Raw genomic sequence first — 24,059 nt, 5'->3', positions numbered from 1 at the left:
GCCTTCTGCTCGGCGCCGGGCTCGGCCTTGTGCACCAGCTCGACCTCGCCGTCGTCCTGCACGGCCTGCATGAACACGTCGGTCACGCCGACCGAGATGTTGAAGTTCTTCAGGTCGCCCTGGTCCTTGGCATGGATGAAGGACTCGATGTCGGGATGGTCGCAGCGCAGCACGCCCATCTGCGCGCCGCGGCGCGAGCCGGCCGATTCCACCGTCTCGCAGCTGCGGTCGAACACGCGCATGTAGCTCACCGGGCCGGAGGCGCGGCTTTGCGTGGCGCCGACCCAGGCGCCCTGCGGCCGGATGCGCGAGAAGTCGTAGCCCACGCCGCCGCCGCGGCGCATGGTCTCGGCCGCTTCGGTCAGCGCGATGTAGATGCCGGGATGGCCTTCTTCCGCGGTCGAGATCGAATCGCCCACCGGCTGCACGAAGCAGTTGATCAAGGTGGCGGCCAGGTCGGTGCCGGCGGCCGAATTGATGCGCCCGGCGGGCACGAAGCCGCGGCGCTGCGCGTCGATGAACTTCGCTTCCCACGCGGCGCGCTGCGCCGGCGCCTCGGCCTGGGCCAGCGCGCGCGCGACGCGGCGGCGCACTTCGTCCAGCGTCTGCTCGTCGCCCTTGGCGTACTTCTCGGCCAGCACCTCGGCGCTGATGTCCTGCGGTGGCAGCGTGGCTGCGCTGGCGGCGGGCAATGAAACAGGGGTGGCGGTGTCGCTCATCGGGTTTGTTCCTGGTGGGAGATGTCGCGCAGGCGTCGGCCGGACAGGGGGCCCCGCGCGAAGATCGGTACTGTATAAATCATCATCCCTCGAGGCCGCTATGTCCAGCGTCAAAACATTTGCCGACAAGGTCATCATGGTGACCGGCGCCGGGGCCGGCATCGGCCGCTGCACCGCCCTGGCGCTGGCCGGCGCCGGCGCGAAACTGCTGCTCGGCGACATCGACGCCGACGGCCTGGCTGAAACCGCGCGGCTGGCGCGCGAAGCGGGCGCTGACCTGCGCCACCAGGTGGTCGACGTGACGCGGGCCGACGCGGTGCATTCCCTGATTGACGCCGGCGTGCACGCCTTTGGCCGGCTCGATGGCGCGTTCAACAACGCCGGCATCGAGGTCGAGCACCACCGCCTGGCCGATGGCGACGAGGCCATGTTCGACCGCATCATGGCCATCAACGTCAAGGGCGTCTGGCTGTGCATGAAGCACCAGCTGCCGCTGATGGTGCAGCAGGGCGGCGGCGCCATCGTCAACACCGCCTCGGTGGCCGGCCTGGTCGGTGCGCCGCTGCGCGCGGCCTATGCCGCCAGCAAGCATGCGGTGGTGGGCCTGACCAAGAGCGCGGCGGCGGAATACGGCCGGCGCGGCGTGCGCATCAACACCGTGTGCCCCGGCATCATCCACACCGCGATGATGGAGCGCGCGCTGGCGCGCCGCGGCCCGAACGAGGCGAAGCGCGATCCCGGCGACGCCGCGCTGATGGGCCGCGTCGGCCAGCCGCAGGAGGTGGCTGCGGCCGTGCTGTGACTGCTGTCGGACGCGGCGTCCTACGTCACCGGCCACCAGCTGACGGTGGACGGCGGCCTCACCGTCATTTGAGCGTTATCACCGGCGCAGCAGCGCTCAGCGCCGCACGATCATGAACAGGCGCTTGAACGGAAACAGCGTGCGGCCGTCGGCGCGCATCGGGTAGGCCGCGCGCATCTTCGCGGCGTAGGCTTCCTCGAAGGCCGCAGCCTCGTCGCCTTCCAGCGCGGCGAGGAACTGCGCCAGCCAGGTGCCCTTGGTCCATTCCTTCACCGGGTTCGGGCCGGTCAGCACCTGCAGGTACTCGGTCTCCCAGAGGTCCACCTCGGCGGCCACCGCGGCCAGCAGCGTGTAATACCAGGCCGGCTCGGCCACCGGCGTGGGTTTCAGCAGCGGCAGCAGCTTGTCGCGCCAGGGGCCTTCATGCACGGTCTCGGCGATGGCGGTGTGCGACGGTGCGCCGAAGTTGCGCGGCATCTGCACCGCCAGCACGCCGCCGGGCGCCAGCATCGCCAGCAGGCGCGGCAGCAGGCGCTCGTGCTGCGGCAGCCAGTGCAGCGCGGCGTTGGAGTAGATCAGGTCCGGCGGCGCCTCGGCCTGCCACTGCGCCAGGTCGGCCTGCTGCCAGCGGATGCGGCCGGCTTCCGGCGCGCTGAGGCCGCTCACATCGTGCGTCAGCATCGTCACCGCGCTGTCGACGCCGGTGACCTCGGCCTCGGGCCAGCGCTGCGCCAGCAGCCGGGTGATGTTGCCGGTGCCGCAGCCGAGGTCGGCGATGCGCCGCGGCGACGCGAGCGCGATGCGCGCGAGCAGGTCGATCGCCGGGCGCAGCCGCGGCTGCGCGAACTTCAGGTATTGATCGGGGTTCCAGGCCAAACCGCACCTCCGTCTTGCGGGCTGTCGCGCGGCATCTTGCCACGCCTGCCCGGTCGCCCGGATAGCATTCGCGGGATGGAACTGAGGCAGTTGCGCTACTTCGTCCGCATCGTCGACATGGGCAGCCTGTCGCGCGCCTCGGGCGTGCTTCATGTGGCGCAATCGGCGTTGAGCCAGCAGGTGGCGGCGCTGGAGGCCGAGCTGGGCCAGGCGCTGCTAACGCGCAATACACGCGGTGTGGCAGCCACCGAGGCCGGCCATGCGCTGTACCGCCATGCCCAGGCGATGCTGAAGCAGGCCGACGACGCGCGCGCCGAGGTCGCCCAGGCCGGCGCGGCGCCGAGCGGGCGGGTGGAGATCGGCATCCCGCTGAGCCTGGTGGCGCCGCTGGCGCTGCCGGTCTTCGAGGCGGTGCGCGCGCAGTACCCCAGGATCCAGCTGCTGATCCACGAGGAATTGAGCGGCACGATCCTCGAATGGGTGAAGAACGGCCGCCTGGGCATGGGCCTGGTGTTCGACGACGGCCAGCTCGAAGGCACGCAGGCGACGCCGCTGATCGAGGAGCGCCTGTTCCTGGTGCTGCACCCGAAGTCGCCGCTGGCCCGGCGCAAGTTGCTGGCACTGAAGGAGCTGGCCGCGCTGGACCTGGTGATGCCCAGCCCGGGCCATGGCGTGCGCGACCGCATCGAGCGCACGCTGGCCCGCGCCGGCCTGCCGCCGCCGCGCGTGGTGGCCGAGATGAATTCGCTGGCGATGATGAAGCAGGCCGTCGAGGCGCGGCTGGGCGCGACCATCCTGTCCTGGCCCAGCGTCGAGGCCGAGGTGCTGGCCCAGCGCCTGGCCGCGGTCGAGATCGCGCGGCCGGCGATCACCCGCGTGGCCGTGCTGTGCCTGCCGGCCGGCGCGCCGCGCAGCCGGGCGGTCGATTGCGTGCTGGCCACCGCGCGCGAGACCATCGCGCAGGTCGTGCGCCGCGCACCCTGGCGCGGCGTGCGCTGCGTCGACAGCGCCTGAAAGCCCGCAGCGCCATCGCTTCGCGCGATGGCGGCATCGCCAAGTCCTGCTTCCCGCGGCGGCGCGGCGCGCGCAGCATCCGCTCCCGTCGTCCACTACCGCGCCGCCGCCACGCCGATGTCGAGCCTTGCCACCACTGCCCCGCGCCGCCCCCTGCCGGAGGCGCTGATCGCCAGCTTGCGCCAACGCTTCGGCGCGCGCTGCTCCACCGCGCAGGCCGTGCGCGACCAGCATGGCCGCGACGAATCCCCCTACGACCCGATGGCGCCCGATGCGGTGGTGCATGCGCAGGACACCGACGAGGTGGTGGCGCTGGTGCAGCTGTGCGCCGCGCACCGCGTGCCGCTGATCCCGTACGGCGCCGGCTCGTCGATCGAAGGCCATGTGCTGGCGGTGGCCGGCGGCATCACGCTGAACCTCTCGGGCATGAACGGCGTGCTGGCGCTGGATGCCGAAGACCTGACGGTCACCGTGCAGGCCGGCATCACGCGGCGCCAGCTGAACGAGGCGATCCGCCACAGCGGGCTGTTCTTCCCGATCGACCCCGGCGCCGATGCCTCGATCGGTGGCATGGCCGCCACCCGCGCCTCGGGCACGAACGCGGTGCGCTACGGCACGATGCGCGAGAACGTGCTGGCGCTCACCGTGGTCACCGCCGAGGGCCGCGTGCTGCGCACCGCCGGCCGCTCGAAGAAGTCCTCGGCGGGCTACGACCTGACGCGTCTTTTCGTCGGTAGCGAAGGCACGCTGGGCATCATCACCGAGGTCACGCTGAAGCTCTACCCGCAGCCCGAGGCGCTGTCGGCCGCGGTGTGCTCGTTCAGTGCCGTGCAGGGCGCGGTCGACACGGTGATCCAGGCCATGCAGTTGGGCCTGCCGCTGGCCCGCGCCGAACTGCTGGACGCGCTGACGGTGCAGGCCCTCAACCGCCACAGCCGCACGGCGCTGCCCGAGCAGCCGATGCTGTTCCTCGAGTTCCACGGCACGCCCGCCGGCGTGCAGGACATGGCCGAGCGCGTGCAGGCGCTGGCGCAGGACAACGGCGGCGCGCATTTCGAATGGGCGCTGCAGCCGGAAGACCGCTCGCGGCTGTGGAACGCGCGGCACCTGGCCTTCTTCGCCTGCCTGCAACTGAAGGCCGGCGCGCGCGCCTTCACCACCGATGCCTGCGTGCCGATCTCGCGGCTGGCGCAGTGCATCGACGAGACCCTCGCCGACGTGCGCGGCTCGCCGCTGCCGTGCCCGATCTTCGGCCATGTGGGCGACGGCAACTTCCACTGCGTGATCCTGGCCGACCCGCAGCGGCCCGAGGAGATGGCCGAGGCCGAGCGCCTGAACCAGCGCATCATGCGGCGCGCCCTCGCGCTGGACGGCACCTGCACCGGCGAGCACGGCATCGGCTTGCACAAGATCGGCCTGCTGGCCGAGGAGCATGGCGCGGATGCGATCGAGCTGATGCGCCGGCTGAAGCAGGCCTGGGACCCGCTGAACATCCTGAACCCGGGCAAGGTGCTGGCGGCCGCAGCCTGAGGCGCTGCGCGGCCACGCGCGGGATACAGGGCGGGTGCTGCCCTATTGGCTGCCTACAGTGGCCGGCATTGCCACCCACCGAAGGATCTCTCCGTGATGCCCGCCTCGCCCGACCTCTGGCTGTACTTCCTGCTCGTCTTCGGCATCATCGTGCTGCCCGGCATGGACATGGCCTTCGTGGCCACCAACGCGCTGGTCGGCGGCCTGCGCGCCGGCCTCACCGCGGTGGCCGGCATCACGCTGGGCGGGCTGGTGCATGTGGTGGCCGCCAGCAGCGGCATCGCCGCGCTGATGCTGCTGTGGCCGCCGGCCTTCAACGGGCTGCTGGTCGGCGGCGCGGCCTACATGGTGTGGATCGGCATCAGCCTGCTGCGTGCCAGCCGGCAGCCATTGGCCGCGGCCGGCGGCGCCAGCCCGCAGGCCGCCGCGGCCCACGTGTTCCGCCGCGCGCTGCTGACCTGCCTGATGAACCCCAAGGCCTATGCCTTCACGCTGGCGGTGCTGCCGGCCTACCTGCACGGCCAGCCGCGGCCGCTGGCGCTGCAGGCGCTGCTGCTGGCCGCCATCACCACGGCCACGCAGTTCGGCGTCTATGGCGCCGTGGCGCTGGCCGCGGCGGGCACGCGGCACTATGCCGGCGTCAGCGCCAACGGCCAGCGCTGGATGCTGCGCGTCACCGGCCCGATGCTGGTAGCCGGCGCAGTGCTGACGCTGTTGCTGGGCTGGCAGCGCGGCGGGGCTTGAAGGGCAGCGGCCCGCCGCCATCTGGCGGCGATGCTGCCGTTCCTGCTGCTGGCCCTGTTGCACCTGTACATCGGCGCGCGCATCGCGCCTTCCCTGCCCGGCAACTGGCCGCCGGCGCTGTTCAGCGCGGCGCTGGTGCTGAGCTTCGCGCTGATCCCGGTGGCCTTCTTCGGCCGGCGGCTGCGCGACCGCGCGGCGGCCGACCGCTGGAGCTGGGCCGGCATGCTGGCGCTGGGCAGCTTCGCGATCCTGCTGCCGCTGACCCTGCTGCGCGACGCCGTGCTGCTGCTGGCCGCGCCGATCGGAATGTTCGTCGCGCTGCCCGCGCTGGCCGAGCCCAGCGCCTGGGCCGTGCCACCGCTGGCCGCGCTGCTGCTGCTGTGGGGCCTGGCCAATGCGCGGCGGCCGGCGCAGGTGCGCACGGTCGAAGTGCCGATCGCAGGTCTGCCGGCCACGCTGCAAGGCTTCACGATCGCGCAGATCAGCGACGTGCATGTCGGCCCCACGGTGAAGGCCGGCTACGTGCAGGCCATCGTCGAGCGCGTCAATGCGCTGCAGGCCGACGTGGTGGCCATCACCGGCGACCTGGTCGACGGCCGCGTGGCCGACCTGCAGCAGGACGTGGCACCGCTCGCCGGCCTGCAGGCCCGGCAGGGCCGCTACTTCGTCACCGGCAACCACGAGTACTACAGCGGCGCGCGGGAGTGGACCGCGCACCTGCGCACGCTGGGCCTGCAGGTGCTGGACAACCGGCACGTGGTGCTCGGCCAGGGCGAGGCCCGGCTGGTGCTGGCCGGCGTCACCGACGTCAGCGCGCACCACTTCATCCCCGAGCAGCGCAGCGACCCGCAGCGTGCGATCGCCGGCGCGCCGGCCGATGCGGCGGTGCGCGTGCTGCTGGCGCACCAGCCGCGCAGTGCCGAAGCCGCCGCCACGGCCGGCTTCGACCTGCAACTCTCCGGCCACACGCATGGCGGCCAGATCTGGCCCTTCAACTTCTTCGTGCCGCTGCAGCAACCCTTCGTGGCCGGCCTGCACCGCCTGCGGCAGCTGTGGATCTACACCAGCCGCGGCACCGGCTACTGGGGCCCGCCGCTGCGGCTGGGCGCGCCGTCGGAGATCACGCGGCTGCGGCTGGTCGCGGCCTGATCACACCAGCTTCGCCACCGCCTCGCCCATCTCGGTGGTGGACGCGCTGCCGCCCAGGTCGCCGGTGCGCGGGCCTTCGGCCAGCACGGTCTCGATGGCCTTCAGGATCGCGTCGTGCGCGGCGCGCTCGCCGAGGAAGTCGAGCATCATCGCGCCGCTCCAGATCATGCCGACCGGGTTGGCGATGTTCTTGCCGTAGATGTCCGGTGCCGAGCCGTGCACCGGCTCGAACAGCGACGGGAACTTCCGCTCCGGATTCAGGTTGGCGCTCGGCGCGATGCCGATGGTGCCGGTGCAGGCCGGCCCCAGGTCGGACAGGATGTCGCCGAACAGGTTGGTGGCGGCCACCACGTCGAAGCGCTGCGGCTGCAGCACGAAGCGCGCGCTCAGGATGTCGATGTGCTGCTTGTCCCAGCCGATGTCGGGGTACTGCGCGGCCATCTCGACGCAGCGCTCGTCCCACCACGGCATCGAGATCGAGATGCCGTTGCTCTTCGTGGCCAGCGTCACATGCTTGCGCTGCCGCGTGCGCGCCAGCTCGAAGGCGTACTTCAGCAGGCGCTCGGAGCCGTGACGGGTGAAGATCGAGGTCTGCGAGACGAACTCGCGCTCGGTGCCCGGGAACATCACGCCGCCCACCGACGAATACTCGCCCTCGGTGTTCTCGCGCACGATCAGCATGTCGATGTCGCCCGGCTTCATGCCAGCCAGCGGGCAGCGCACGCCGGGCATCAGGCGCGCCGGGCGCAGGTTGATGTACTGGTCGAACTCGCGGCGGAACTTGATCAGCGAACCCCACAGCGAGATGTGGTCGGGCACCGTGGCCGGCCAGCCGACCGCGCCGAAGTACAGCGCGTCCATGCCGATCAGCTGCGCCTTCCAGTCGTCCGGCATCATCTGGCCATGCTGCGCGTGGTAGTCGCAGCTGGCCCATTCGATCTCGGTGATGTCCAGCGCGATGTCGAAGCGCTGCGCCGCCTTGCGCAGCACGCGCAGGCCTTCGGGCATCACTTCCTTGCCGATGCCGTCACCGGGGATGGCGGCAATGCGGTAGGTCTTCTTGCTCATGCTCGGGTCTCCTTGAATCAGCTCAGGCCAGGCTGCCCTGGCAGACGTACTTGATGTGCAGGTCGTCGTCGAAGCCGTGCACCAAATCCTCTCGGCCGCCAGCGCGCCTTCGTTGAGCCCGACGATACCTGTTTCCAGCGACTCCGCCACGCGCCAACTGAGCGGCGACGCAGTGCGTCCGCTTGCGGCCCGGAGCGGTCGTTCGATGAGTGCTTGCTTGCGGGGTGCGGAGCGGCAAAGCCGGTGGCCGGTGCGCTGGCCGGGCGGAGACCGCGGTCAGGCCTGCGGCCTGACTGCCCTGCGCTGCTCGCGGACGCGGGATGGGCGGGCAACTCGGCCCTGAGTACAGGGCCTCAGACACTCCCGCCCAGCTCCCTTCGGTCGCCGACCCGCGCCCGCTGCGCTGCTCGGCGCTGGTCTCCTGACTGCCCGGCCAGCGCACCGGCCACCGGCTTTGCGAATCACCGAGCACTGCGCCCATCCGCACGCCACCACCGGTTCTGCAAAGCCGGGCGCGGGCTGTGCGGCCAGGGCATGAAGACATCAGCGCCGAGCAGCGCAGCGGGCGCGGGTCGGGAGCGAAGCGACCTGGGGACACGTGTCTGAGGGCCTGTACCCAGGCCCGAGTTGTGTCCCCATCCCGCGTCCGCGAGCAGCGCAGGGCAGTCGGCTCGCCAGAGCCGACCGCGATGTCGCCCTGGCCGCGCAGCCCGCGCCCGGCTTTGCCGCTCCGACAGACGCAAGTCTTTTCGGCAACGACCGCAACGGGCCGCTTGCGGCCAACCACCCGCTGGCGATGGTCACGCCCACACCACGCGATTCAGCTCGTGATCCCGAGATGCCAGGGCACGAACTCATGGTCGCCGAGGCCCAGCAGCTCGCTCTTGGTCCGTTCGCCGGAAGCGGCCCGCAGGATGTGCGCGAAGATGCGCTCGCCCATCTGCTGGACGCTCACTTCGCCGTCCAGCACCAGGCCGCAGTTGATGTCCATGTCCTCTTCGAGCCGCGTGAACATCGGCGTGTTCGAGGCCAGCTTGATCGTCGGTGCGGGCTTGCTGCCGAACATCGAGCCGCGGCCGGTGGTGAAGCAGATGAGGTTCGCGCCGCTGGCGATCTGGCCGGTGGAGGCCACCGGGTCGTAGCCCGGTGAATCCATGAACACGAAGCCGCTCTCGGTGATCGGCTCGGCATATTCGTACACGGCGCGCAGCGGCGTGCTGCCGGCCTTCATCGCCGAGCCCAATGACTTCTCGAAGATGTTCGCCAGCCCGCCGGCCTGGTTGCCCGGGCCGACCACGCCGTTGAACTGGCCGTTGTGGCCGCGCGTGTAGCGCTCCCACCAGGCCAGCCGGTCCAGCAGCTTCTGGCCGACCGCGGGGCTCACCGCGCGGCGCGTCAGCATGTGCTCGACACCATGGATCTCGGGCGTCTCCGACAGGATGGCGGTGCCGCCGTGGCGCACCAGGATGTCCATCGCCGCGCCCAGCGCGGGGTTGGCGGTGATGCCCGAGAACCCATCGGAGCCGCCGCATTCGAGGCCGATCTTCAGGTGCGCGGCGCTCACCGGCTCGCGCCGCACGTCGTTGGCGATCGGCAGCATCGCCTCGATCGCGGCCACGCCGGCGGCAATGGTGGCGCGCGTGCCGCCGGTGTCCTGCATCACCAGCGTGCGCATCAGCGGGCCAGGCTGCAAGCCTTGCGAGTCGACCAGGTCGGCCACCTGGTTGCGCTCGCAGCCCAGCCCGACGATCAGCACGCCGGCGAGGTTCGGATGCCGCGCGTAGCCGGCCAGCGTACGGCGCAGCACGTCGAAATGCTCGCTGGGCGAAGACATGCCGCAGCCGCTGGTCTGCGCAAAGGCCACCACGCCATCGACGTTCGGATAGGCCGCCAGTTTCTCTCTCGTGAAGTGAGCGGCCATCTGCTTGATCGCGGTGGCCGAGCAATTCACCGACGCGATGATGCCGATGAAGTTGCGCGTGGCCACGCGACCATCGGCCCGGACCAGACCGAGGAAGCGTGCCCGCTGGTCCTCGGGCAGGGTGGCCACCGGCTTGACGTCGGCGCCGAAGGCCGGGTCGCGGTGGCCTTCGGGCAGCGCGAGGTTGTGGCCGTGCACATGCTCGCCGGCCTCGATGTCGCGGGTGGCCACGCCGATCACCGTGTCGTACTTCTTCACCAGCTCGCCGGCCGCGATGCGCCGCGCGGCGATCTTGTGGCCGGCCGGCACCTGCGCCCTCAGCCGCAGGCCAAACTCGGGCAGCACCTGGCCCAGCGCCAGCGGCTCGCGCGCCACCAGCACGTTGTCGGCGGCGTGCAGGCGGATCAGCGGTGAAGCGCTGGCGGCCACTGCGATCAGCCCTTCGCCATCAGCTCTTTGAGCTTCAGCCGCTCGATCAGCTGCGTCTCCTTGCGGTACACCGCGGCGACGTACTTCTCGTACTCGGGGCCATCCAGGTACATGGGCGGGGCATCGATCCTGTCGCAGGCGGCGATGAACTCGGGGCTGGCGGCCGCGGCCTTGAAGGCCTCGCGCAGGCGCCTGGCGACGGCCGCGTCCAGGCCCTTGGGCGCGCCGATGCCGTTGGGCGCATCGACCACCACGTCGAAGCCCTGCTCGCGCAGCGTGGGCACCTCGGGGAAGTCGTGCGTGCGCTGCTCGCCCCAGGTGGCCAGCAGGCGCAGCTTGCCGGACTTGACGTGCGGCGCCCACGAGCTGGAGTCGGCCAGCGCGTCGATCTGCCCGCCCAGCAGGTCCTGCAGCGCCGGCGCGCCGCCCTTGTAGGGCACGTGGTTGAGCTGGATGCCGGCCGCCAGCGCGAACTCTTCCATGCCCACGTGCGTCGCGCCGCCGATGCCGGCGCTGCCGTAGGTCAGGCGGCCCGGCGCGGCCTTGGCGGCGGCGACGAATTCCTTCAAGGTCTGCCACGGCGAGTCGCTTCGCACCGCCACGCCGAAGGTCTGGCCCGAGGTGCGGGCGATGAAGCTCAGGTCCTTCAGCGGATCGATCTGCACCGTGCCCAGCTGCGCGAAGCGCGTCACCGAGATCGGGATCTGGCCGATGGTGTAGCCATCGGGCTTGGCGGTGGCCATCGCCTTCAGCCCCAGCATGCCGGAGGCACCGGCCTTGTTCTCGACCACGAGGGTCTGGCCCAGCGGCTTGGCCGCGGCCAGGCACAGCGCGCGCATCGTGATGTCGGCCGTGCCGCCGGCCGGCCAGGGGCAGATGAAGGTGATCGGCCGCTCGGGGTAGGCGCTGGCCCGGGACCTCGCGGTGGCGGCCAGCAGGGCCGTGCCCAGGCTGCCCAGAACGAACTGGCGGCGGTTGGCGTGCATCGCGCTTGTCTCCTGTCTTGGAATGGGCGCGATTGTCGGCAGCCCTATCATCGCCATCCATTGAAGAAGTGGACTCTCTTCATGTCGAGTTTGCTATGACCATCGCCATCGACCGCGTGCTGCGGTCCAACCTGAAACTGAAGCACCTGCAGCTGCTGGTGGCGCTGGACCAGTTCCGCCACCTCGGCCGCGCGGCCGAGTTCCTGTCGCTGACCCAGCCGGCGGTGTCGAAGTCGCTGGCCGAGGTCGAGCGCATGTTCGGGCTCGACCTGTTCGTGCGCTCCACGCGCGGCACCGAGCCCACCGCGTATGGCGAGACGGTGGTGCGCTTTGCGCGCTCGGTGCTGGCCGACTACGGCCGCACGCGCGACGAGATTGCCGCGGTGGCCTCGGGCGCGGCCGGGCGCGTGAGCGTCGGCACGATGGTGGTGGCGCTGCCGGGTCTGCTGTCGCGCGCGGTGGCGTTGCTGAAGGAGCGCTCGGCGCTGACCACCGTGGCCATCGAGGAAGGCGACCTCACGCGCCTGCTGCCGCGGCTGCGCGTGGGCGAGCTCGATCTCTTCGTCGGCCGGCTCGAGCCTGGCTACGCGGCGCCGGACCTGGAGACCGAGGCGCTGTACGAGGAGCCGATGTGCATCGTCTGCCGGCCCGACCATGCGCTGCTGCGCAAGCGCCGGCCCGGCTGGGCCGACCTGGCCACGCAGCCCTGGGTGATGCCGCCGTCCTGGGCCTCGTCGCGCATCAAGCTGCACCAGCTGTTCTACCGGCAGGGGGTGAACCCGCCGGTCGATGTGATCGAGTCGGCCTCGTTCCTGGTGACGCTGAACTTCCTGCGCCAGCGCGGCGCGATCGCGTTCGTTGCGCGCGATGTCGCGCGCTACCTGGCGCGCGAGCAGCTGGCGAAGACCTTGCGCATCGCGGTGCCGATCGAGCTGCCGCCGGTGGGCATCATCACGATGCGGCACCGCCGCCGCACGCCCGCGGCAGAGCAGCTGATCGAGTCCCTGCGCCGTGCGGTAGTGCACGGCGCGCGGCGCTGACGGGCACGCTTACATTGCCGGCGCGTCAAGCCGGCGTGGCGCGCGCCGAACATGGGGGGTGAACTTCCTGCCCACCCGCTACGACCCCTGGGGCGTCGTGGCCTCCCTGCTGATCGCGAGCTTCGCCGCCTATGTGGCCCTCGACCTGGCCCAGCGCGTGCGCGCGCACGACCGCGCGGTGGCGCGGCGCTGGTGGGCGGGCGGCTCGCTGGCCATGGGCACCGGCATCTGGTGCATGCACTTCGTCGGCATGCTGGCCTTCACGCTGCCGATCGAGCTGGGCTACACCCACGCGCTGACGCTGGCCTCCTGGCTGGCCGGCGTGGCGGTGTCGGCGGTGGCCCTGGCCATTGCCAGCCGCGGTGCGCTGACACCGCGCCGCCTGGTCGGGGGCGCCACGCTGATGGGCCTGGGCATCTGCGCGATGCACTACACCGGCATGGCAGCGATCGATCTCGCGCCCGGCATCGTGTGGAGCTGGCCGCTGGTGGCGGCGTCGGCGGCCATCGCCGTGGGCGCTTCGGCCGCGGCCTTGCTGATCTTCTTCTGGCTGCGCAAGGTCAATCCGCAGCACGGCCTGCTGTACCAGGGCAGTGCCGCGCTGGTGATGGGCGTGGCGATCTGCGGCATGCACTACACAGGCATGGCTGCCGCCAATTTTCCGGCCGGCGCGGTGTGCCTCTCGGCCAATGAGTGGGGCGGCAAGGGCCTGGGCACGCTGGTGGCGCTGAGCACCGTGGCGCTGCTGGCGATGACGCTGTTCACCTCCACGCTCGATGCCCGCATGCGCAGCCGCACCGCGCAGCTGGCCGGCTCCTTGAAGCTCGCCAATGCCGAACTGCAATCGGTGAACGAGACGCTGCGCCTGCAGGCCTTCGTCGATGCCCTCACCGGCCTGCCGAACCGCCTGCTGTTCGAAGACCGGCTCGCGCATGCGCTGGCGCGGCGCGAGCGCGCCAGCGAAAGCCGCAGCGGCGAACGCGGCGCGGCCGACAAGCTGGCGGTGCTGTTCATCGACCTCGACGGCTTCAAGCCGGTGAACGACCTGCTAGGCCATGCCGCCGGCGACAGCGTGCTGAAGGAAGTGGCACAGCGACTGCGTGGCACCGCGCGCGAAGGCGACACGGTGGCGCGCATCGGCGGCGACGAGTTCGTGCTGCTGATGGAAGACCTGACCGGCCTGCCCGATGCGGTGGCCGCGGTGGGCCGGCTGCTGGCCGCGCTGGCCGAGCCGATCGCGGTGGGCGCGCAGAGCGCGACCATCGGCGCCTCGGTCGGGATCGTGGTCCATCCCGACCACGGCCAGCGCGACAAGCTGATCGCCAACGCCGATGCCGCGATGTACGCGGCCAAGCGCAACGGCGGCAACACCTATGCGGTGTTCGAGTCGCACATGGACGCCGGCGCGCACGAGCTGCTCAGCCTGCAGGCCGACCTGCGCCATGCCATCGCGCGCGGGCAGCTGCAGCTGCACTACCAGCCCAAGGTCGACGGCCGGCGCGGCCAGATCCGCGGCGTCGAGGCGCTGCTGCGCTGGCACCATCCCGAGCGCGGCACGATCAGCCCGGCGCTGTTCATCCCGATCGCCGAGCGCTTCGGCCTGATCAACGCGCTGGGCAGCTGGGTCATCGACGAAGCCTGCCGCCAGCTGCAGGCCTGGGCTGACGAAGGGCTGCGACTGCGCGTGGCCATCAACCTCTCGGTGCACCAGCTGCGCGAGGAAGGCCTGGCCGCACGCATCGACGCCGCACTGCGCCGCCATCGGGTCGAGCCCTCGCAGCTGCTGTGCGAGATCACCGAGACCGTGGCGATGGAAGACATCCAGGCCACGCAGCGCACCTTCGAGCAGCTGGCGCGCATCGGCGTGTACCTGTCGATCGACGACTTCGGCACCGGCTATTCGAGCCTGAGCTACCTGCGCCAGCTGCCGGCACGGCAGCTGAAGATCGACCGCAGCTTCGTCAGCGACATCGAGACCAGCGGCGACGCGCGCGCGATCGTCAGCGCGGTGATCCACCTGGCGCATGCGCTGGGGCTGGGCGTGGTGGCCGAAGGCGTCGAGACGCCGGGCCAGCGCGACATCCTGCTCGAGCTGGACTGCGACGAACTGCAGGGCTACTACTTCGCGCGGCCGATGAGCGCCGAGGCGCTGCTGGCCTGGAGCACCGGCCGCAAGCCCGAAGGTGCGGCGGATTTCTCGGCCTCGGTGCTGCTGACCGACATCTGAGGCCGCGCACCGGCGGCCGGCTCAAGCCCGGCGGTGAACGGCCGAAAAGACGGTCGACGATCCTCTTTTTCCACCGAGCACGCCGATGAGCCGCCGCCCGCACCTTCCGACCTCCGCCCGCCTGGCGCTCGCGCTGCTGGCGGCTGCCTGCGGCAGCGCGTTCGCCGCCGGCCCGCGCCAGCTGAGCGAGGACCCCGGCACCGACCGGCTGATCGTCAAGTACCGCAACACCGCCACCATCGCCAGCGTCACGGCATCGGGCAGCGCGAACAACGCGCCCGCCACCGCCGCGCCGGCGGTGGGCGCGCTGTCGCTGCGCTCGTCGCTGGCCCTGCGCGTGGCCGCCAACCGCCACGGCGTGCAGATGAACGCCTTCCGCCAGACCGCCAACGGCGCGCATGTGTTCGCGATCAGCCGCCGCATGAGCACGGCCGAGGCCGAAGCCCTGGCCGCCAGCCTGAAGGCCGGCGACGCGAGCATCGAGTACGCCGAGCCCGACCGCATCCTGCAGGCGCTGTCCACGCCCAACGATCCGCAGTATTCGTCGCAGTGGCACTGGTCCGACACCACCGGCGGCGTGCGCGCGCCGGCGGCCTGGGACGTGTCCACCGGCAGCGGCGTGACGGTGGCGGTGATCGACACCGGCGTGCGCCCGCACCCCGACCTGGCGGCCAACCTGCTGCCGGGCTACGACTTCATCACCTCGGCCACCACCGCCAACGACGGCGGTGGCCGCGACAGCGATGCCAGCGACCCCGGCGACGGCGTGGCCGCCGGCTTCTGCGGCTCGGGCAGCAGTGCCTCGAACAGCTCGTGGCACGGCACGCATGTGTCCGGCATCATCGCCGCGGTGGGCAACAACGCGACCGGCGTGACCGGCCTGGCCTACAACGCCAAAATCCTGCCGCTGCGCGCGCTGGGCCGCTGCGGTGGCTACACCTCCGACATCGCCGACGCCATCACCTGGGCCGCCGGCGGCTCGGTGGGCGGCGTGCCGGCCAACACCACGCCGGCCAAGGTGCTGAACCTCTCGCTGGGTGGCACCGGCAGCTGCGACACCACCTCGCAGGCCGCGATCAACAGCGCCCGCGCCGCCGGTGCCGTGGTGATCGTGGCCGCGGGCAATGCCAACACCAATGCCTCGAACACCTCGCCGGCCAACTGCAACGGGGTGATCACGGTCGCGTCCACCGGCATCAGCGGCGGCCGCGCGTCCTACTCGAACTACGGCAGCGTCGTCACGCTGGCCGCGCCAGGCGGCGACTCGGGCAACGCGATCCTCTCGACGTTGAACGCCGGCACCGGCGCGCCGGGCGCCGACAGCTACGGCTACGAGATGGGCACCTCGATGGCCACGCCGGTGGTGGCCGGTGTCGCGGCGCTGATGCTGTCGGTCAACAACACGCTGACGCCGGACCAGGTCAAGCAGATGATGGTCTCGACGGTGCGCAGCTTCCCGGCCACCTGCAGCCAGTGCGGTGCGGGGCTGATCGACGCCGCCGCCGCGGTGACCGCCGCGCACGACGCGATCACGCCGGCGCCGATCACCGTCACCGAAGCCGAGAGCAACGACACGCTGGCCACCGCGCAGGCCGTGGCCTCGGTGCCCGCCACCGTGAACGGCGGCATCGGGTCCAACGGCGACGTGGACTACTACCGCATCAGCGTGCCGGCCAGCAAGACCCTGACGATCACGCTCACCGGCGCGGCCGGGACCGGCCCGGGCCTGGGCGTCTACACCGCGCTGGGCCGCAAGCTGGTGGAGAAGGCCGGCAGCACCGGCCAGGCGCTGAGCTGGAGCCTGGCCAACCGCGGCAGCGGCGCGCTAACGCTGTATGTACGCGTCTCGAAGTCGGCCGGCAGCACCGGCAACTACGCGCTGGTGATGGGCATCTGATTCAGCCGCGCGGCGGCCGCGGCAGGTACAGCCGGTCGGCATAGGTGGCCAGCCACTCGGGGTGGAAGGCAACGCCGATGGCGCAGAGCATGCCGGTCAGGAAGGCCTCGCCGAAGGCGGCGAGCAGGCGCCCGAGCAGCCAGTCGCCCGGGGTGGTGCCCGCCGGCATCACCTGCACCGCCAGCGACAGCGCGGCCGCGGCCACGCAGGCGAACGCGGTGCCGAAGAAGCCGCGGCCGAGGATGTAGACGAACAGGTGGTGCGGCAGCCAGCGCCGCAGCGTCGCGCCCCACAGCAAGGCCAGCGTGCCCGGCACCACGCCCAGCCAGGCCAGGCGGTGCAGCGCCTCGGCCAGCGGCAGCCCGGCCGACCACGGCAGCACCGCGGCCGCCGGCAGCATCGCCAGCACGGCCAGCGGCCAGCCGGCCATCAGCACCAGCAGCGACGCGCCGGAAACCGGCAACGCGATCGGCACCCGCGCATGCCGGTCCATCGCCCACAGCAGCGGCAGCAGCACCCACAGCGCCAGCCACGGCCAGGGCGGCCCGCCGGGCGTCACCGCGCGCCAGGGCCGCAGCCCCAGTGCCAGGGCGACGGCGGCCAGCACCAGAAGGCTGTCGACGATCAGGGGCCAGTGCACGGGGCTTTCCATGGGTGACGGGCATCATCGCATCGGACCCTGGGCACCCCCCGGGCGCACCCCGATCGGCGGCTGGTCGTTCATACAGTATCCTTGGGGGTCGCGCAGCCCCGCTGCGCCCGCCTGTTTTCCGGAGGGATTCCCACATGGCCAAGGAAGAGGTCAAGACCCGCATCGAAGCCGATGGCTTGCGCTACCGCAGCAAGGCGCCGGGTTCGCCGTTCGCGCCGGCCGGCGCTTTCGGTGGCTCGACGATGTCGTGCTTTCTGTGCGGCACGCACCGCCCGCGCTCGATGCTGAAGATGCGCAAGCTGCTCGGCAAGTCGCAGACGGTGTGCAACCCGTCGTGCAAGGCCGTGGCCGAGCAACTGGGCAGCTGACCGGATCGACACCCCGGCCGGGCACCCGCCCGGCCCTGCAGCGCCTGCCTTCGGCCGCCCTCGTTCAATGAAGACGGCCGATCCCTTCGAGGCGCTGAACCCGCAGCAGCGCGCCGCGGTCGAGCATGGCGACGAGCCCTTGCTGGTGATCGCCGGTGCCGGCTCGGGCAAGACGATGACGCTGGCCGCCCGCGTGGCGCGGCTGGTGCTGGACGGCGCCGACCCGCAGGCGCTGCTGCTGCTGACCTTCTCGCGCCGCGCGGCGGCCGAGATGCAGGCCCGCGCCGGCCGGCTGCTGCACCAGGCGCTGGGCCTGGGCGCCACGCAAAGCCCGCCCGCACTGCCCTGGGCCGGCACCTTCCACGCCATCGGCGCGCGGCTGCTGCGCCTGCATGCCACCGAGATCGGCCTGCCCGAGCAGTTCACGGTGGCCGACCGCGCCGACTCCGAAGACCTGATGGGCCTGGTGCGGCAGGACCTCGGCTTCGCCGCGGCGAAGAGCCGCTTTCCGCTGAAGGGCACCTGCCTGGCCATCTACTCGCGCTGCGTCAACAGCCAGGCACCGCTGGCGGCGGTGCTGCGCGAGCACTTCCCGTGGTGCGCGAACTGGGAAGCCGAGCTGAAGGCCCTGTTCCGCGCCTACGTCGCCGAGAAGCAGCGCCAGCACACGCTGGACTACGACGACCTGCTGCTGGCCTGGCAGCAGATGGCGGCCGAGCCGGCGCTGGCGCAGGCCTTGAGCCGGCGCTTCAGCCACCTGCTGGTGGACGAGTACCAGGACACCAACCGGCTGCAATCGGCCATCCTGCGCGGCCTGCGGCCCGATGGCCGCGGCCTGACGGTGGTGGGCGACGACGCGCAGTCGATCTACAGCTTCCGCGCCGCCGAGGTGCAGAACATCCTGCAGTTCCCGGCGCAGTTCGGGCCCGCCGCGCGCGTGCTGGCGCTGGAGCGCAACTACCGCTCGACGCAGACCATCCTCGAAGCCTCGAACGCGGTGATCGCGCTGGCCGCCGAGCGCCATGCCAAGACGCTGTGGACCGACGCCGCCTCGTCGCACAAGCCGCTGCTGGTGACGGTGGCCGACGAGGCAGCGCAGAGCGCCTGGGTCGTCGAACACGTGCTGGCGCAGCGCGAGAACGGGCTCAAGCTCAAGCAGCAGGCGGTGCTGTTCCGCACCGGCCACCACAGCGCCGCGCTGGAGCTCGAACTCACGCGCCGGCACATCCCGTTCGTCAAGTACGGTGGCTTGAAGTTCCTCGAGGCCGCGCACGTGAAGGACGTGCTGGCCGCGCTGCGCTGGGCCGAGAACCCCAAGAGCCGGCTCGCGGGTTTCCGCGTCGCGCAGCTGGTGCCGGGCATCGGCCCGGCCATCGCGCGCCGCCTGCTCGACGCGATGGACGCGGCGGCCGACCCGCTGCAGGCGCTGGCATCGTTCGAGGCGCCATCCAACGCACAAGAGGAGTGGCAGGCGCTGGTGCGGCTGATCCGCGCGCTGCGCGACCCCGCGCTGGGCTGGCCGGCCGATGTCGAAGCGGTGCAGCGCTGGTACGCGCCGCACCTGCAGCGCCTGTACGAGGAGACTGCCGCGGTGCGCCAGGCCGACCTGGACCAGCTGGCGCGCATCGCCGCCGGCCACCCCAGCCGCGAGCGCTTCCTGACCGAGCTGACGCTCGACCCGCCGAACGCCAGCAGCGACGAATCCGGCCCGCCGCTGCTGGACGAGGACTACCTGATCCTGTCGACCATCCATGCCGCCAAGGGCCAGGAATGGTCCTCGGTCAGCGTGCTGAACGTCGTCGACGGCTGCATCCCGTCGGAGATGAGCACCGGCTCGGCCCAAGGCATCGAGGAAGAGCGTCGCCTGCTCTACGTGGCGATGACACGCGCCAAGCACCGGCTGGCACTGCTGGTGCCGCAGCGCTTCTACGTCACGCAGCAGCAGCGCTTCGGGGCTATGCACCTGTATGCCTCGCTGTCGCGCTTCATCCCGCCGGCGGTGGCCGCCCTGTTCGAGCGCGTGGCGCCGGTCTCGGCGGCCGGCGATGCACGCACGACCGCGCCGGCAGCACCGGTGATGGACCTGGGCGCGAAGCTGCGCGCGGCGTGGGATTGAGACAGCGCGGCCCGCGCCGCGTCGGCCTCAGCCGTGGTGCCGCGTGCCCAGCCAGGTGCCGCCCAGCACCATCGCCAGCCCGGCCACATGCCACACGCTCAGCGGCTCGCCCAGCAGCCCCACCGCGAAGGCCACGCCGAAGATCGGCACCCAGTACACGTACAGCGAGGTGCGCGCCACGCCCAGCGTGGTGAGCGCGCGGTTCCACACCAGCGCGCCCAGCGCGGTGGCCAGCAGGCCGGACAGCGCGGTCAGCACGCCATGCCACCAGCTGAACTGCGCCCAGTCGATGCCGAAGGGCGCCGGCCGCAGCGCCATGTGCGCCAGCAGCCACAGCATGCCCAGGGTGTGCACCACGCCGCTGATCAGCGCCGAGTCGAGCTGCCGCGCGAGCCGCTGCACCAGCACGCCGCCCGAGACCCAGCTGATCACCGAGCCCAGCACCAGCGCGTCGCCCCAGCTGCCGCCGCCCAGTGCGGCGCCGGGACGGTTCAGCACCACCAGGGCCACGCCGCCAAAGCCCAGCAGCACGCCGGCCACGCGCGGCGGCGTCAGGCGGTCGCCCAGCAGCGCCACGGCCATCAGCGCGGAGATCAACGGGTTCAGCGCGATGATCAGCGCCGCGTTCGCCGCGGTGGTGCGCGCCACGCCCTCGGTGAACAGGATCTGGTTGGCATACACCATCAGCACGCTGCAGACGGCCAAGGTCGCCCATTGCCGCCGGTCCAGCCGCGGCCAGCCGGCGCGGCGCCAGGCCAGGATGGCCAGCAGCGCCAGCGCGGCCACACCCATGCGCAGCGTGGCGATGGCCATGGTGTCGAAGCGGCTGACCAGCAGCTTGACCACCGAGAGGTTGGCGCCCCACAGCGCCATCGTGACCAGCAGCAGCCAGCGCATCGTGGCCGCGCCGGCGGCCGGGGTGGAACTCGGGGACATCGGTCGATTGTGGCGGTGCGGCCGACAGGCCCGGCCGGCGCGCCCGCCGGCAATTGTGCAGAGCCCGGCTGCGCCATCGCAGGGTGCTAAGCTGCCGCGCCGCCGCTGGCGACGACAGGCCGCGGTCGCTCGTTTTGCGTGATAGACATTCCACCCCGAGGGATCAGCCCATGAGCTGTCCGATCCACCGCCGGCTGCTGGCGGCCGCCTGGCTGGCGCTGCTGGCCATCGCCTGCCCGCCGCTGGCCGCGCAGACCGCCGACCCGCCGCCGGCCGTGGCCACGCCGCGCCCGCGCATCGGGCTGGTGCTTTCCGGCGGCGGCGCGCGCGGCTTCGCGCACGTGGGCGTGCTGCGTGCGCTGCAGCAGCTGCACGTGCCGGTGGACATCGTCGTGGGCACCAGCATGGGCTGCGTGGTCGGTGGCGCCTATGCCGCCGGCAGCACCGTGGACGCGCTGGAGCGCATCGTGCGCACCACCGACTGGGAAGCGGTGCTGGCCGACCGCCCGGCGCGCGACGAGCTGGTCTACCGCCGCCGCGAGGAGGACATCGCCCTGCCCTCGCGCATCGAGTTCGGGCTCGATCGTTCCGGGCTGTCGCTGCCGCCGGCCGCGGCCGGCAATGCCGCACTGGAAGGCGCCCTGGGCAAGCTGCTGCCGGCGGGCATGCGCGAGCGGCCGGTCAACCAGCTGCCGCTGCCGTTCCGCTCGGTGGCCTCCGACCTCGTCACCGGCGAGCTGGTGGAGCTGGTCGACACGCCGCTGTTCAGCACGCTGCGCGCCTCGCTCGCGGTGCCGGGCGTGTTCGAGCCGGTGCGCGTCAACGGCCGGCTGCTGGTCGATGGCGGCCTGGTGCGCAACCTGCCGGTGGACATGGCGCGGGCGCTGGGCGCGGACATCATCATCGCCGTCAATGTCGGCACACCGCTGGCGCCCGAGCACACGCTGTCGACCTCGATCGGCGTCGCGCAGCAGATGATGGCCATCCTGACCGAGCAGAACGTGCAACGCTCGCTGAAGGAACTGGGCCCGCGCGACATCCTGATCGCGCCCGAGCTGCAGTCGCTGAGCTTCCTGGACTTCCGCAACTACGAGAAGGCGATGCGCGCCGGCGCCGCCGCGGTGCAGCGCATGGCCGATCGCCTGAAGCCGCTGGCCCTGCCGGCGGCCGAGTACACCGCGCTGGAACACGCGCGCAGCGGCGCGCCCACCATCCGCGCCGGCGCCCTGCCGCTGGACCGGGTGGAGGTGCAGGGCACCGAGCGCATCGCGCCCCAGGCGCTGGTGGCGCTGACCGGCCTGCAGCCGGGCCAGCCGGTCACGCCCGAGCAGGCGCAGCAGGCCGCCGCGCGGCTGTATGGCCGCGGCGACCTCGACCGCGTGGACACCGAGGTGCGCGACCAGGACGGCCGGCGCAGCGTGCTGATCAAGGTGGCCGAGGCCGACTGGGCGCGCAGCCGGCTGCGCGTGGGGCTGGAGCTGGCCAGCGACTTCTCCGACAACAACAGCTTCACGCTCAGCGCGATGCATGTCGCGCCCAGCCTGAACGCCTGGGGTGCCGAGCTGCGCACGGTGGCGCGCATCGGCGCGCTGCGCGAGTTCGGCATGCAGTGGCACCAGCCGCTGGGTGCCGGCTCGCCGTGGTACGTGGCGCCGCAGCTGGCCTACGACGCCTCGTCCTTCGACGTGTTCAGCGAAGGCCGGCGCCAGTCCCGCGCCGGCTACAAGCTGGCCGAGGCGCAGCTGGCGGTCGGCCGCGAGCTCGGCACCTGGGGCGACGTGCAGCTGGGCGTCAGCCGACGCGCCGGCCGCGCGCGGCTGCTGGTGCCGCAGACCACGCTGGACAGCGGCAGCTTCTCCGACACCACGCAGTTCGTGCAGCTGAGCATCGACACGCTGGATTCGCTGGCCTTCCCGGTGCGCGGCCAGCTGCTGCAGGCGCGCTTCGACCGTGCGCCCTCGCGCACGGCCGACGAACCCACGCATGCGCAGTCGCAGATCACCGGGCTGGCCGCCTTCGGCCGCGGCGACTGGGCCGGGCATGTCAGCGTCGACTGGGCGCGTGCGCGCTTCGGCGCCGCGCCGCTGTCGCTGGGCGGCTTCCTGCGCCTGTCGGGCACCGAGGCCGAATCGGTCACCGGCCAGACCGTGGTGCTGGGCCGCGTGGTGGTGGCGCGGCGCGTGGGCACGATGCCCGCGCCGCTGGGCGGCGCGGTACGCGTGGGCCTGTCCGCCGAGCTCGGCGGCGGCTTCGCGCCCGGCGCATCGGTGCGCTGGCGCGCGCTGACGCAGGCGGGCGCCGCCTTCGTCTCGGTGGACACGCGCTTCGGGCCGGTGTACTTCGGCGCCGGCTCCACCCGGCATGGTGACGGCACCGTGTACCTGTTCCTCGGCCCGGTGTGGTAATGGCCGCGCTTCTGCAAAGTTAGGCAGCGGGGCGCCGCAACGCGGTGAAGGCCGCCAGCTCCCAGGACCGGAAGCCCAGCAGCAGCGTGAAGCCGTCGCGCAGAGGCGGCTGCGCGCGGCGGTCGTCCTGGTGCAGGCGCGCGAGCTCGGCGCCCAGCTGCTGCAGCTTCTGCACGAACTCGCGCGCGCTGGCCTCGGTCAGCCGCGCCGGCACGCACAGCAGGGTCTCGCCCTCGCCGTCGAAGCGGCCGCCGAAGTAGTCTTCGACGATGTGCTCGCGGAAGAACTGCTGCACCGGACCATCGGGGCGCCAGCGGAAGTTCTGCGTCACGCGCAGCCGGTAGCGGTTCAGCGGCTTCAGCTCGATCAGTGCCAGCCGGTCCAGCTTGACCAGCCGGCGCACGCACTCGGCATCGCTCAAGTCGTAGGTCTCGACGATCTGCTCGAAGCTCCAGTGGCCGAGGCAGCAGTTGGCCACCAGCAGCAGCTTGGGGTCGGCCACCAGCGAGCGTTCCTGCGCCAGCGTCAGCGTGTCGGCGCGCGGCGTCAGGTCGGCCGACTGGCGCAGCACGTCCTCCATCGAGACGCCCACCGCGTGGCAGATCTGCGCCAGCCGCGACAAGGCCATGTCGCGTTGGCCGAACAGGCGCTTGATGCTCGATTCGCTCATGCCGATGCGCTGCGCCAGCTGCCTGTAGGTGACGCCGGCCGCACGCATCTCGGCGCGCAGCACCTGCAGCACCAGCTCGGGTGAACTCATCGTTGTCTCCTGGTTACGCGGGCCGGCCGAGGTACTGGAATTCAGTACCTTCCGTGTCGGTCACCGGCACCTCGTTCAGGAAGATGGTACGTCAGGCAGTGCTCGTGAACACTGCGCCTCGTCGCCTCGGTGATCCCGGCGCGGCGAACACGTCCAACCACGAACGAAAACCCCGACGAAAGCGACCATGTCCAAGTTCTCTTCCTCGATCGCCCTGCTCTCCCTCGCGCTGCTCGGCAGCGCGGCCACGCTGCCGGCGCAGGCGGCCGACAAACAGGTGGGCTACATCGGCGGCGCCATCGGCCGCAGCAGCTTCAACGCACACGACCTGAACCTGCCGAACACCGGTGGCGACGAGCGCGACACCGCCGGCAAGCTCTACGGCGGCTACCAGTTCAACGAGACCTTCGGCATCGAAGG

Annotated in this window: 20 protein-coding genes; 12 read left to right on the top strand and 8 right to left on the bottom strand. The window is 71.7% G+C overall.

All coding sequences use genetic code 11. The features are described 5' to 3' along the window. Positions 1-719, bottom strand: a 719-nt coding sequence (locus ACILR4_RS25890; RefSeq protein ID WP_395703784.1) for a ribonucleotide reductase N-terminal alpha domain-containing protein, incomplete at its 3' end; no start/stop codon positions are given. A gap of 100 nt (positions 720-819) precedes the next feature. Here ACILR4_RS25890 and ACILR4_RS25885 point away from each other — a divergent pair. Further along, positions 820-1,521, top strand: coding sequence for an SDR family oxidoreductase (locus ACILR4_RS25885; RefSeq protein ID WP_395703783.1), 702 nt, complete (start codon positions 820-822; stop codon positions 1,519-1,521). 96 nt (positions 1,522-1,617) lie between these two features. Here ACILR4_RS25885 and ACILR4_RS25880 read toward each other — a convergent pair whose 3' ends face one another. Continuing rightward, positions 1,618-2,397 (bottom strand): methyltransferase domain-containing protein, encoded by a 780-nt coding sequence (locus tag ACILR4_RS25880; RefSeq protein WP_395703782.1) that lies wholly within the window; start codon positions 2,395-2,397, stop codon positions 1,618-1,620. Between the two features lie 75 nt (positions 2,398-2,472). On the opposite strand from ACILR4_RS25880, the gene ACILR4_RS25875 reads away from it, so the two are divergent. From ACILR4_RS25875 to ACILR4_RS25860, 4 genes are all read left to right on the top strand, one after another. After that, positions 2,473-3,411: a LysR substrate-binding domain-containing protein gene (locus ACILR4_RS25875; protein WP_395703781.1), complete on the top strand. Its 939-nt coding sequence runs from the start codon at positions 2,473-2,475 to the stop codon at positions 3,409-3,411. A gap of 117 nt (positions 3,412-3,528) precedes the next feature. Next, on the top strand, positions 3,529-4,941 hold the full coding sequence (locus tag ACILR4_RS25870; protein ID WP_395703780.1) for an FAD-binding oxidoreductase: 1,413 nt from the start codon (positions 3,529-3,531) through the stop codon (positions 4,939-4,941). A 96-nt stretch (positions 4,942-5,037) separates the two neighbouring features. Then, positions 5,038-5,685: a LysE family translocator gene (locus ACILR4_RS25865; protein ID WP_395703779.1), complete on the top strand. Its 648-nt coding sequence runs from the start codon at positions 5,038-5,040 to the stop codon at positions 5,683-5,685. Positions 5,686-5,715: 30 nt separating this feature from the next. Continuing rightward, positions 5,716-6,834, top strand: a complete 1,119-nt coding sequence (locus tag ACILR4_RS25860; protein WP_395703778.1) for a metallophosphoesterase — start codon at positions 5,716-5,718, stop codon at positions 6,832-6,834. Here ACILR4_RS25860 and ACILR4_RS25855 read toward each other — a convergent pair whose 3' ends face one another. From ACILR4_RS25855 to ACILR4_RS25845, 3 genes are all read right to left on the bottom strand, one after another. Beyond that, a complete protein-coding gene (locus ACILR4_RS25855; protein ID WP_395703777.1) occupies positions 6,835-7,902 on the bottom strand; it encodes a tartrate dehydrogenase in 1,068 nt (355 codons plus the stop codon). Between the two features lie 820 nt (positions 7,903-8,722). Further along, entirely contained in the window at positions 8,723-10,252 is a 1,530-nt protein-coding gene (locus ACILR4_RS25850) for a UxaA family hydrolase (RefSeq protein WP_395703776.1), read from the bottom strand. A gap of 5 nt (positions 10,253-10,257) precedes the next feature. Next, on the bottom strand, positions 10,258-11,238 hold the full coding sequence (locus tag ACILR4_RS25845) for a tripartite tricarboxylate transporter substrate binding protein (protein WP_395703775.1): 981 nt from the start codon (positions 11,236-11,238) through the stop codon (positions 10,258-10,260). A gap of 95 nt (positions 11,239-11,333) precedes the next feature. On the opposite strand from ACILR4_RS25845, the gene ACILR4_RS25840 reads away from it, so the two are divergent. From ACILR4_RS25840 to ACILR4_RS25830, 3 genes are all read left to right on the top strand, one after another. Next, positions 11,334-12,278, top strand: a complete 945-nt coding sequence (locus ACILR4_RS25840; protein WP_395703774.1) for a LysR substrate-binding domain-containing protein — start codon at positions 11,334-11,336, stop codon at positions 12,276-12,278. A gap of 58 nt (positions 12,279-12,336) precedes the next feature. Then, entirely contained in the window at positions 12,337-14,505 is a 2,169-nt protein-coding gene (locus tag ACILR4_RS25835) for a putative bifunctional diguanylate cyclase/phosphodiesterase (protein WP_395703773.1), read from the top strand. An 85-nt stretch (positions 14,506-14,590) separates the two neighbouring features. Continuing rightward, on the top strand, positions 14,591-16,402 hold the full coding sequence (locus ACILR4_RS25830; RefSeq protein ID WP_395703772.1) for a S8 family peptidase: 1,812 nt from the start codon (positions 14,591-14,593) through the stop codon (positions 16,400-16,402). 1 nt (position 16,403) lies between these two features. On the opposite strand, the gene ACILR4_RS25825 is transcribed toward ACILR4_RS25830, so the two are convergent. After that, the gene (locus ACILR4_RS25825; RefSeq protein WP_395703771.1) at positions 16,404-17,054 is read right to left on the bottom strand and encodes a hypothetical protein; all 651 of its coding nucleotides are present in this window, start codon (positions 17,052-17,054) and stop codon (positions 16,404-16,406) included. A gap of 134 nt (positions 17,055-17,188) precedes the next feature. Here ACILR4_RS25825 and ACILR4_RS25820 point away from each other — a divergent pair, with 134 nt between their 5' ends. After that, entirely contained in the window at positions 17,189-17,422 is a 234-nt protein-coding gene (locus ACILR4_RS25820; protein WP_395703770.1) for a hypothetical protein, read from the top strand. A 4-nt stretch (positions 17,423-17,426) separates the two neighbouring features. Next, complete coding sequence (locus ACILR4_RS25815) at positions 17,427-19,538, top strand: ATP-dependent helicase (protein ID WP_395703785.1); 2,112 nt, start codon at positions 17,427-17,429, stop codon at positions 19,536-19,538. A gap of 27 nt (positions 19,539-19,565) precedes the next feature. Here ACILR4_RS25815 and ACILR4_RS25810 read toward each other — a convergent pair whose 3' ends face one another. Next, the gene (locus ACILR4_RS25810) at positions 19,566-20,474 is read right to left on the bottom strand and encodes a DMT family transporter (RefSeq protein WP_395703769.1); all 909 of its coding nucleotides are present in this window, start codon (positions 20,472-20,474) and stop codon (positions 19,566-19,568) included. Positions 20,475-20,644: 170 nt separating this feature from the next. On the opposite strand from ACILR4_RS25810, the gene ACILR4_RS25805 reads away from it, so the two are divergent. Then, on the top strand, positions 20,645-22,879 hold the full coding sequence (locus ACILR4_RS25805; protein WP_395703768.1) for a patatin-like phospholipase family protein: 2,235 nt from the start codon (positions 20,645-20,647) through the stop codon (positions 22,877-22,879). 19 nt (positions 22,880-22,898) lie between these two features. Here ACILR4_RS25805 and ACILR4_RS25800 read toward each other — a convergent pair whose 3' ends face one another. Further along, positions 22,899-23,639 (bottom strand): helix-turn-helix domain-containing protein, encoded by a 741-nt coding sequence (locus ACILR4_RS25800; protein ID WP_395703767.1) that lies wholly within the window; start codon positions 23,637-23,639, stop codon positions 22,899-22,901. Positions 23,640-23,826: 187 nt separating this feature from the next. Here ACILR4_RS25800 and ACILR4_RS25795 point away from each other — a divergent pair. Beyond that, the coding region (locus tag ACILR4_RS25795; protein WP_395703766.1) for an outer membrane beta-barrel protein at positions 23,827-24,059 on the top strand (233 nt) is incomplete at its 3' end.

The organism is Aquabacterium sp. (genome assembly GCF_044226965.1).
Taxonomy (GTDB): domain Bacteria; phylum Pseudomonadota; class Gammaproteobacteria; order Burkholderiales; family Burkholderiaceae_C; genus Pseudaquabacterium.
The sequence above is the reverse complement of the archived record's forward strand: the minus strand, read 5'-3'. Positions and strand labels throughout refer to the sequence as shown.

What these genes read in the sequence shown, in the direction of transcription:
- ACILR4_RS25860 (WP_395703778.1), top strand. Translation starts at nt 5,716, where the DNA reads ATGCTGCCGTTCCTGCTGCTGGCCCTGTTGCACCTGTACATCGGCGCG.
- ACILR4_RS25820 (WP_395703770.1), top strand. Translation starts at nt 17,189, where the DNA reads ATGGCCAAGGAAGAGGTCAAGACCCGCATCGAAGCCGATGGCTTGCGC.
- ACILR4_RS25875 (WP_395703781.1), top strand. Translation starts at nt 2,473, where the DNA reads ATGGAACTGAGGCAGTTGCGCTACTTCGTCCGCATCGTCGACATGGGC.
- ACILR4_RS25855 (WP_395703777.1), bottom strand. Translation starts at nt 7,902, where the DNA reads ATGAGCAAGAAGACCTACCGCATTGCCGCCATCCCCGGTGACGGCATC.
- ACILR4_RS25840 (WP_395703774.1), top strand. Translation starts at nt 11,334, where the DNA reads ATGACCATCGCCATCGACCGCGTGCTGCGGTCCAACCTGAAACTGAAG.
- ACILR4_RS25865 (WP_395703779.1), top strand. Translation starts at nt 5,038, where the DNA reads ATGCCCGCCTCGCCCGACCTCTGGCTGTACTTCCTGCTCGTCTTCGGC.
- ACILR4_RS25845 (WP_395703775.1), bottom strand. Translation starts at nt 11,238, where the DNA reads ATGCACGCCAACCGCCGCCAGTTCGTTCTGGGCAGCCTGGGCACGGCC.
- ACILR4_RS25800 (WP_395703767.1), bottom strand. Translation starts at nt 23,639, where the DNA reads ATGAGTTCACCCGAGCTGGTGCTGCAGGTGCTGCGCGCCGAGATGCGT.
- ACILR4_RS25805 (WP_395703768.1), top strand. Translation starts at nt 20,645, where the DNA reads ATGAGCTGTCCGATCCACCGCCGGCTGCTGGCGGCCGCCTGGCTGGCG.
- ACILR4_RS25870 (WP_395703780.1), top strand. Translation starts at nt 3,529, where the DNA reads ATGTCGAGCCTTGCCACCACTGCCCCGCGCCGCCCCCTGCCGGAGGCG.
- ACILR4_RS25825 (WP_395703771.1), bottom strand. Translation starts at nt 17,054, where the DNA reads ATGGAAAGCCCCGTGCACTGGCCCCTGATCGTCGACAGCCTTCTGGTG.
- ACILR4_RS25830 (WP_395703772.1), top strand. Translation starts at nt 14,591, where the DNA reads ATGAGCCGCCGCCCGCACCTTCCGACCTCCGCCCGCCTGGCGCTCGCG.
- ACILR4_RS25885 (WP_395703783.1), top strand. Translation starts at nt 820, where the DNA reads ATGTCCAGCGTCAAAACATTTGCCGACAAGGTCATCATGGTGACCGGC.
- ACILR4_RS25810 (WP_395703769.1), bottom strand. Translation starts at nt 20,474, where the DNA reads ATGTCCCCGAGTTCCACCCCGGCCGCCGGCGCGGCCACGATGCGCTGG.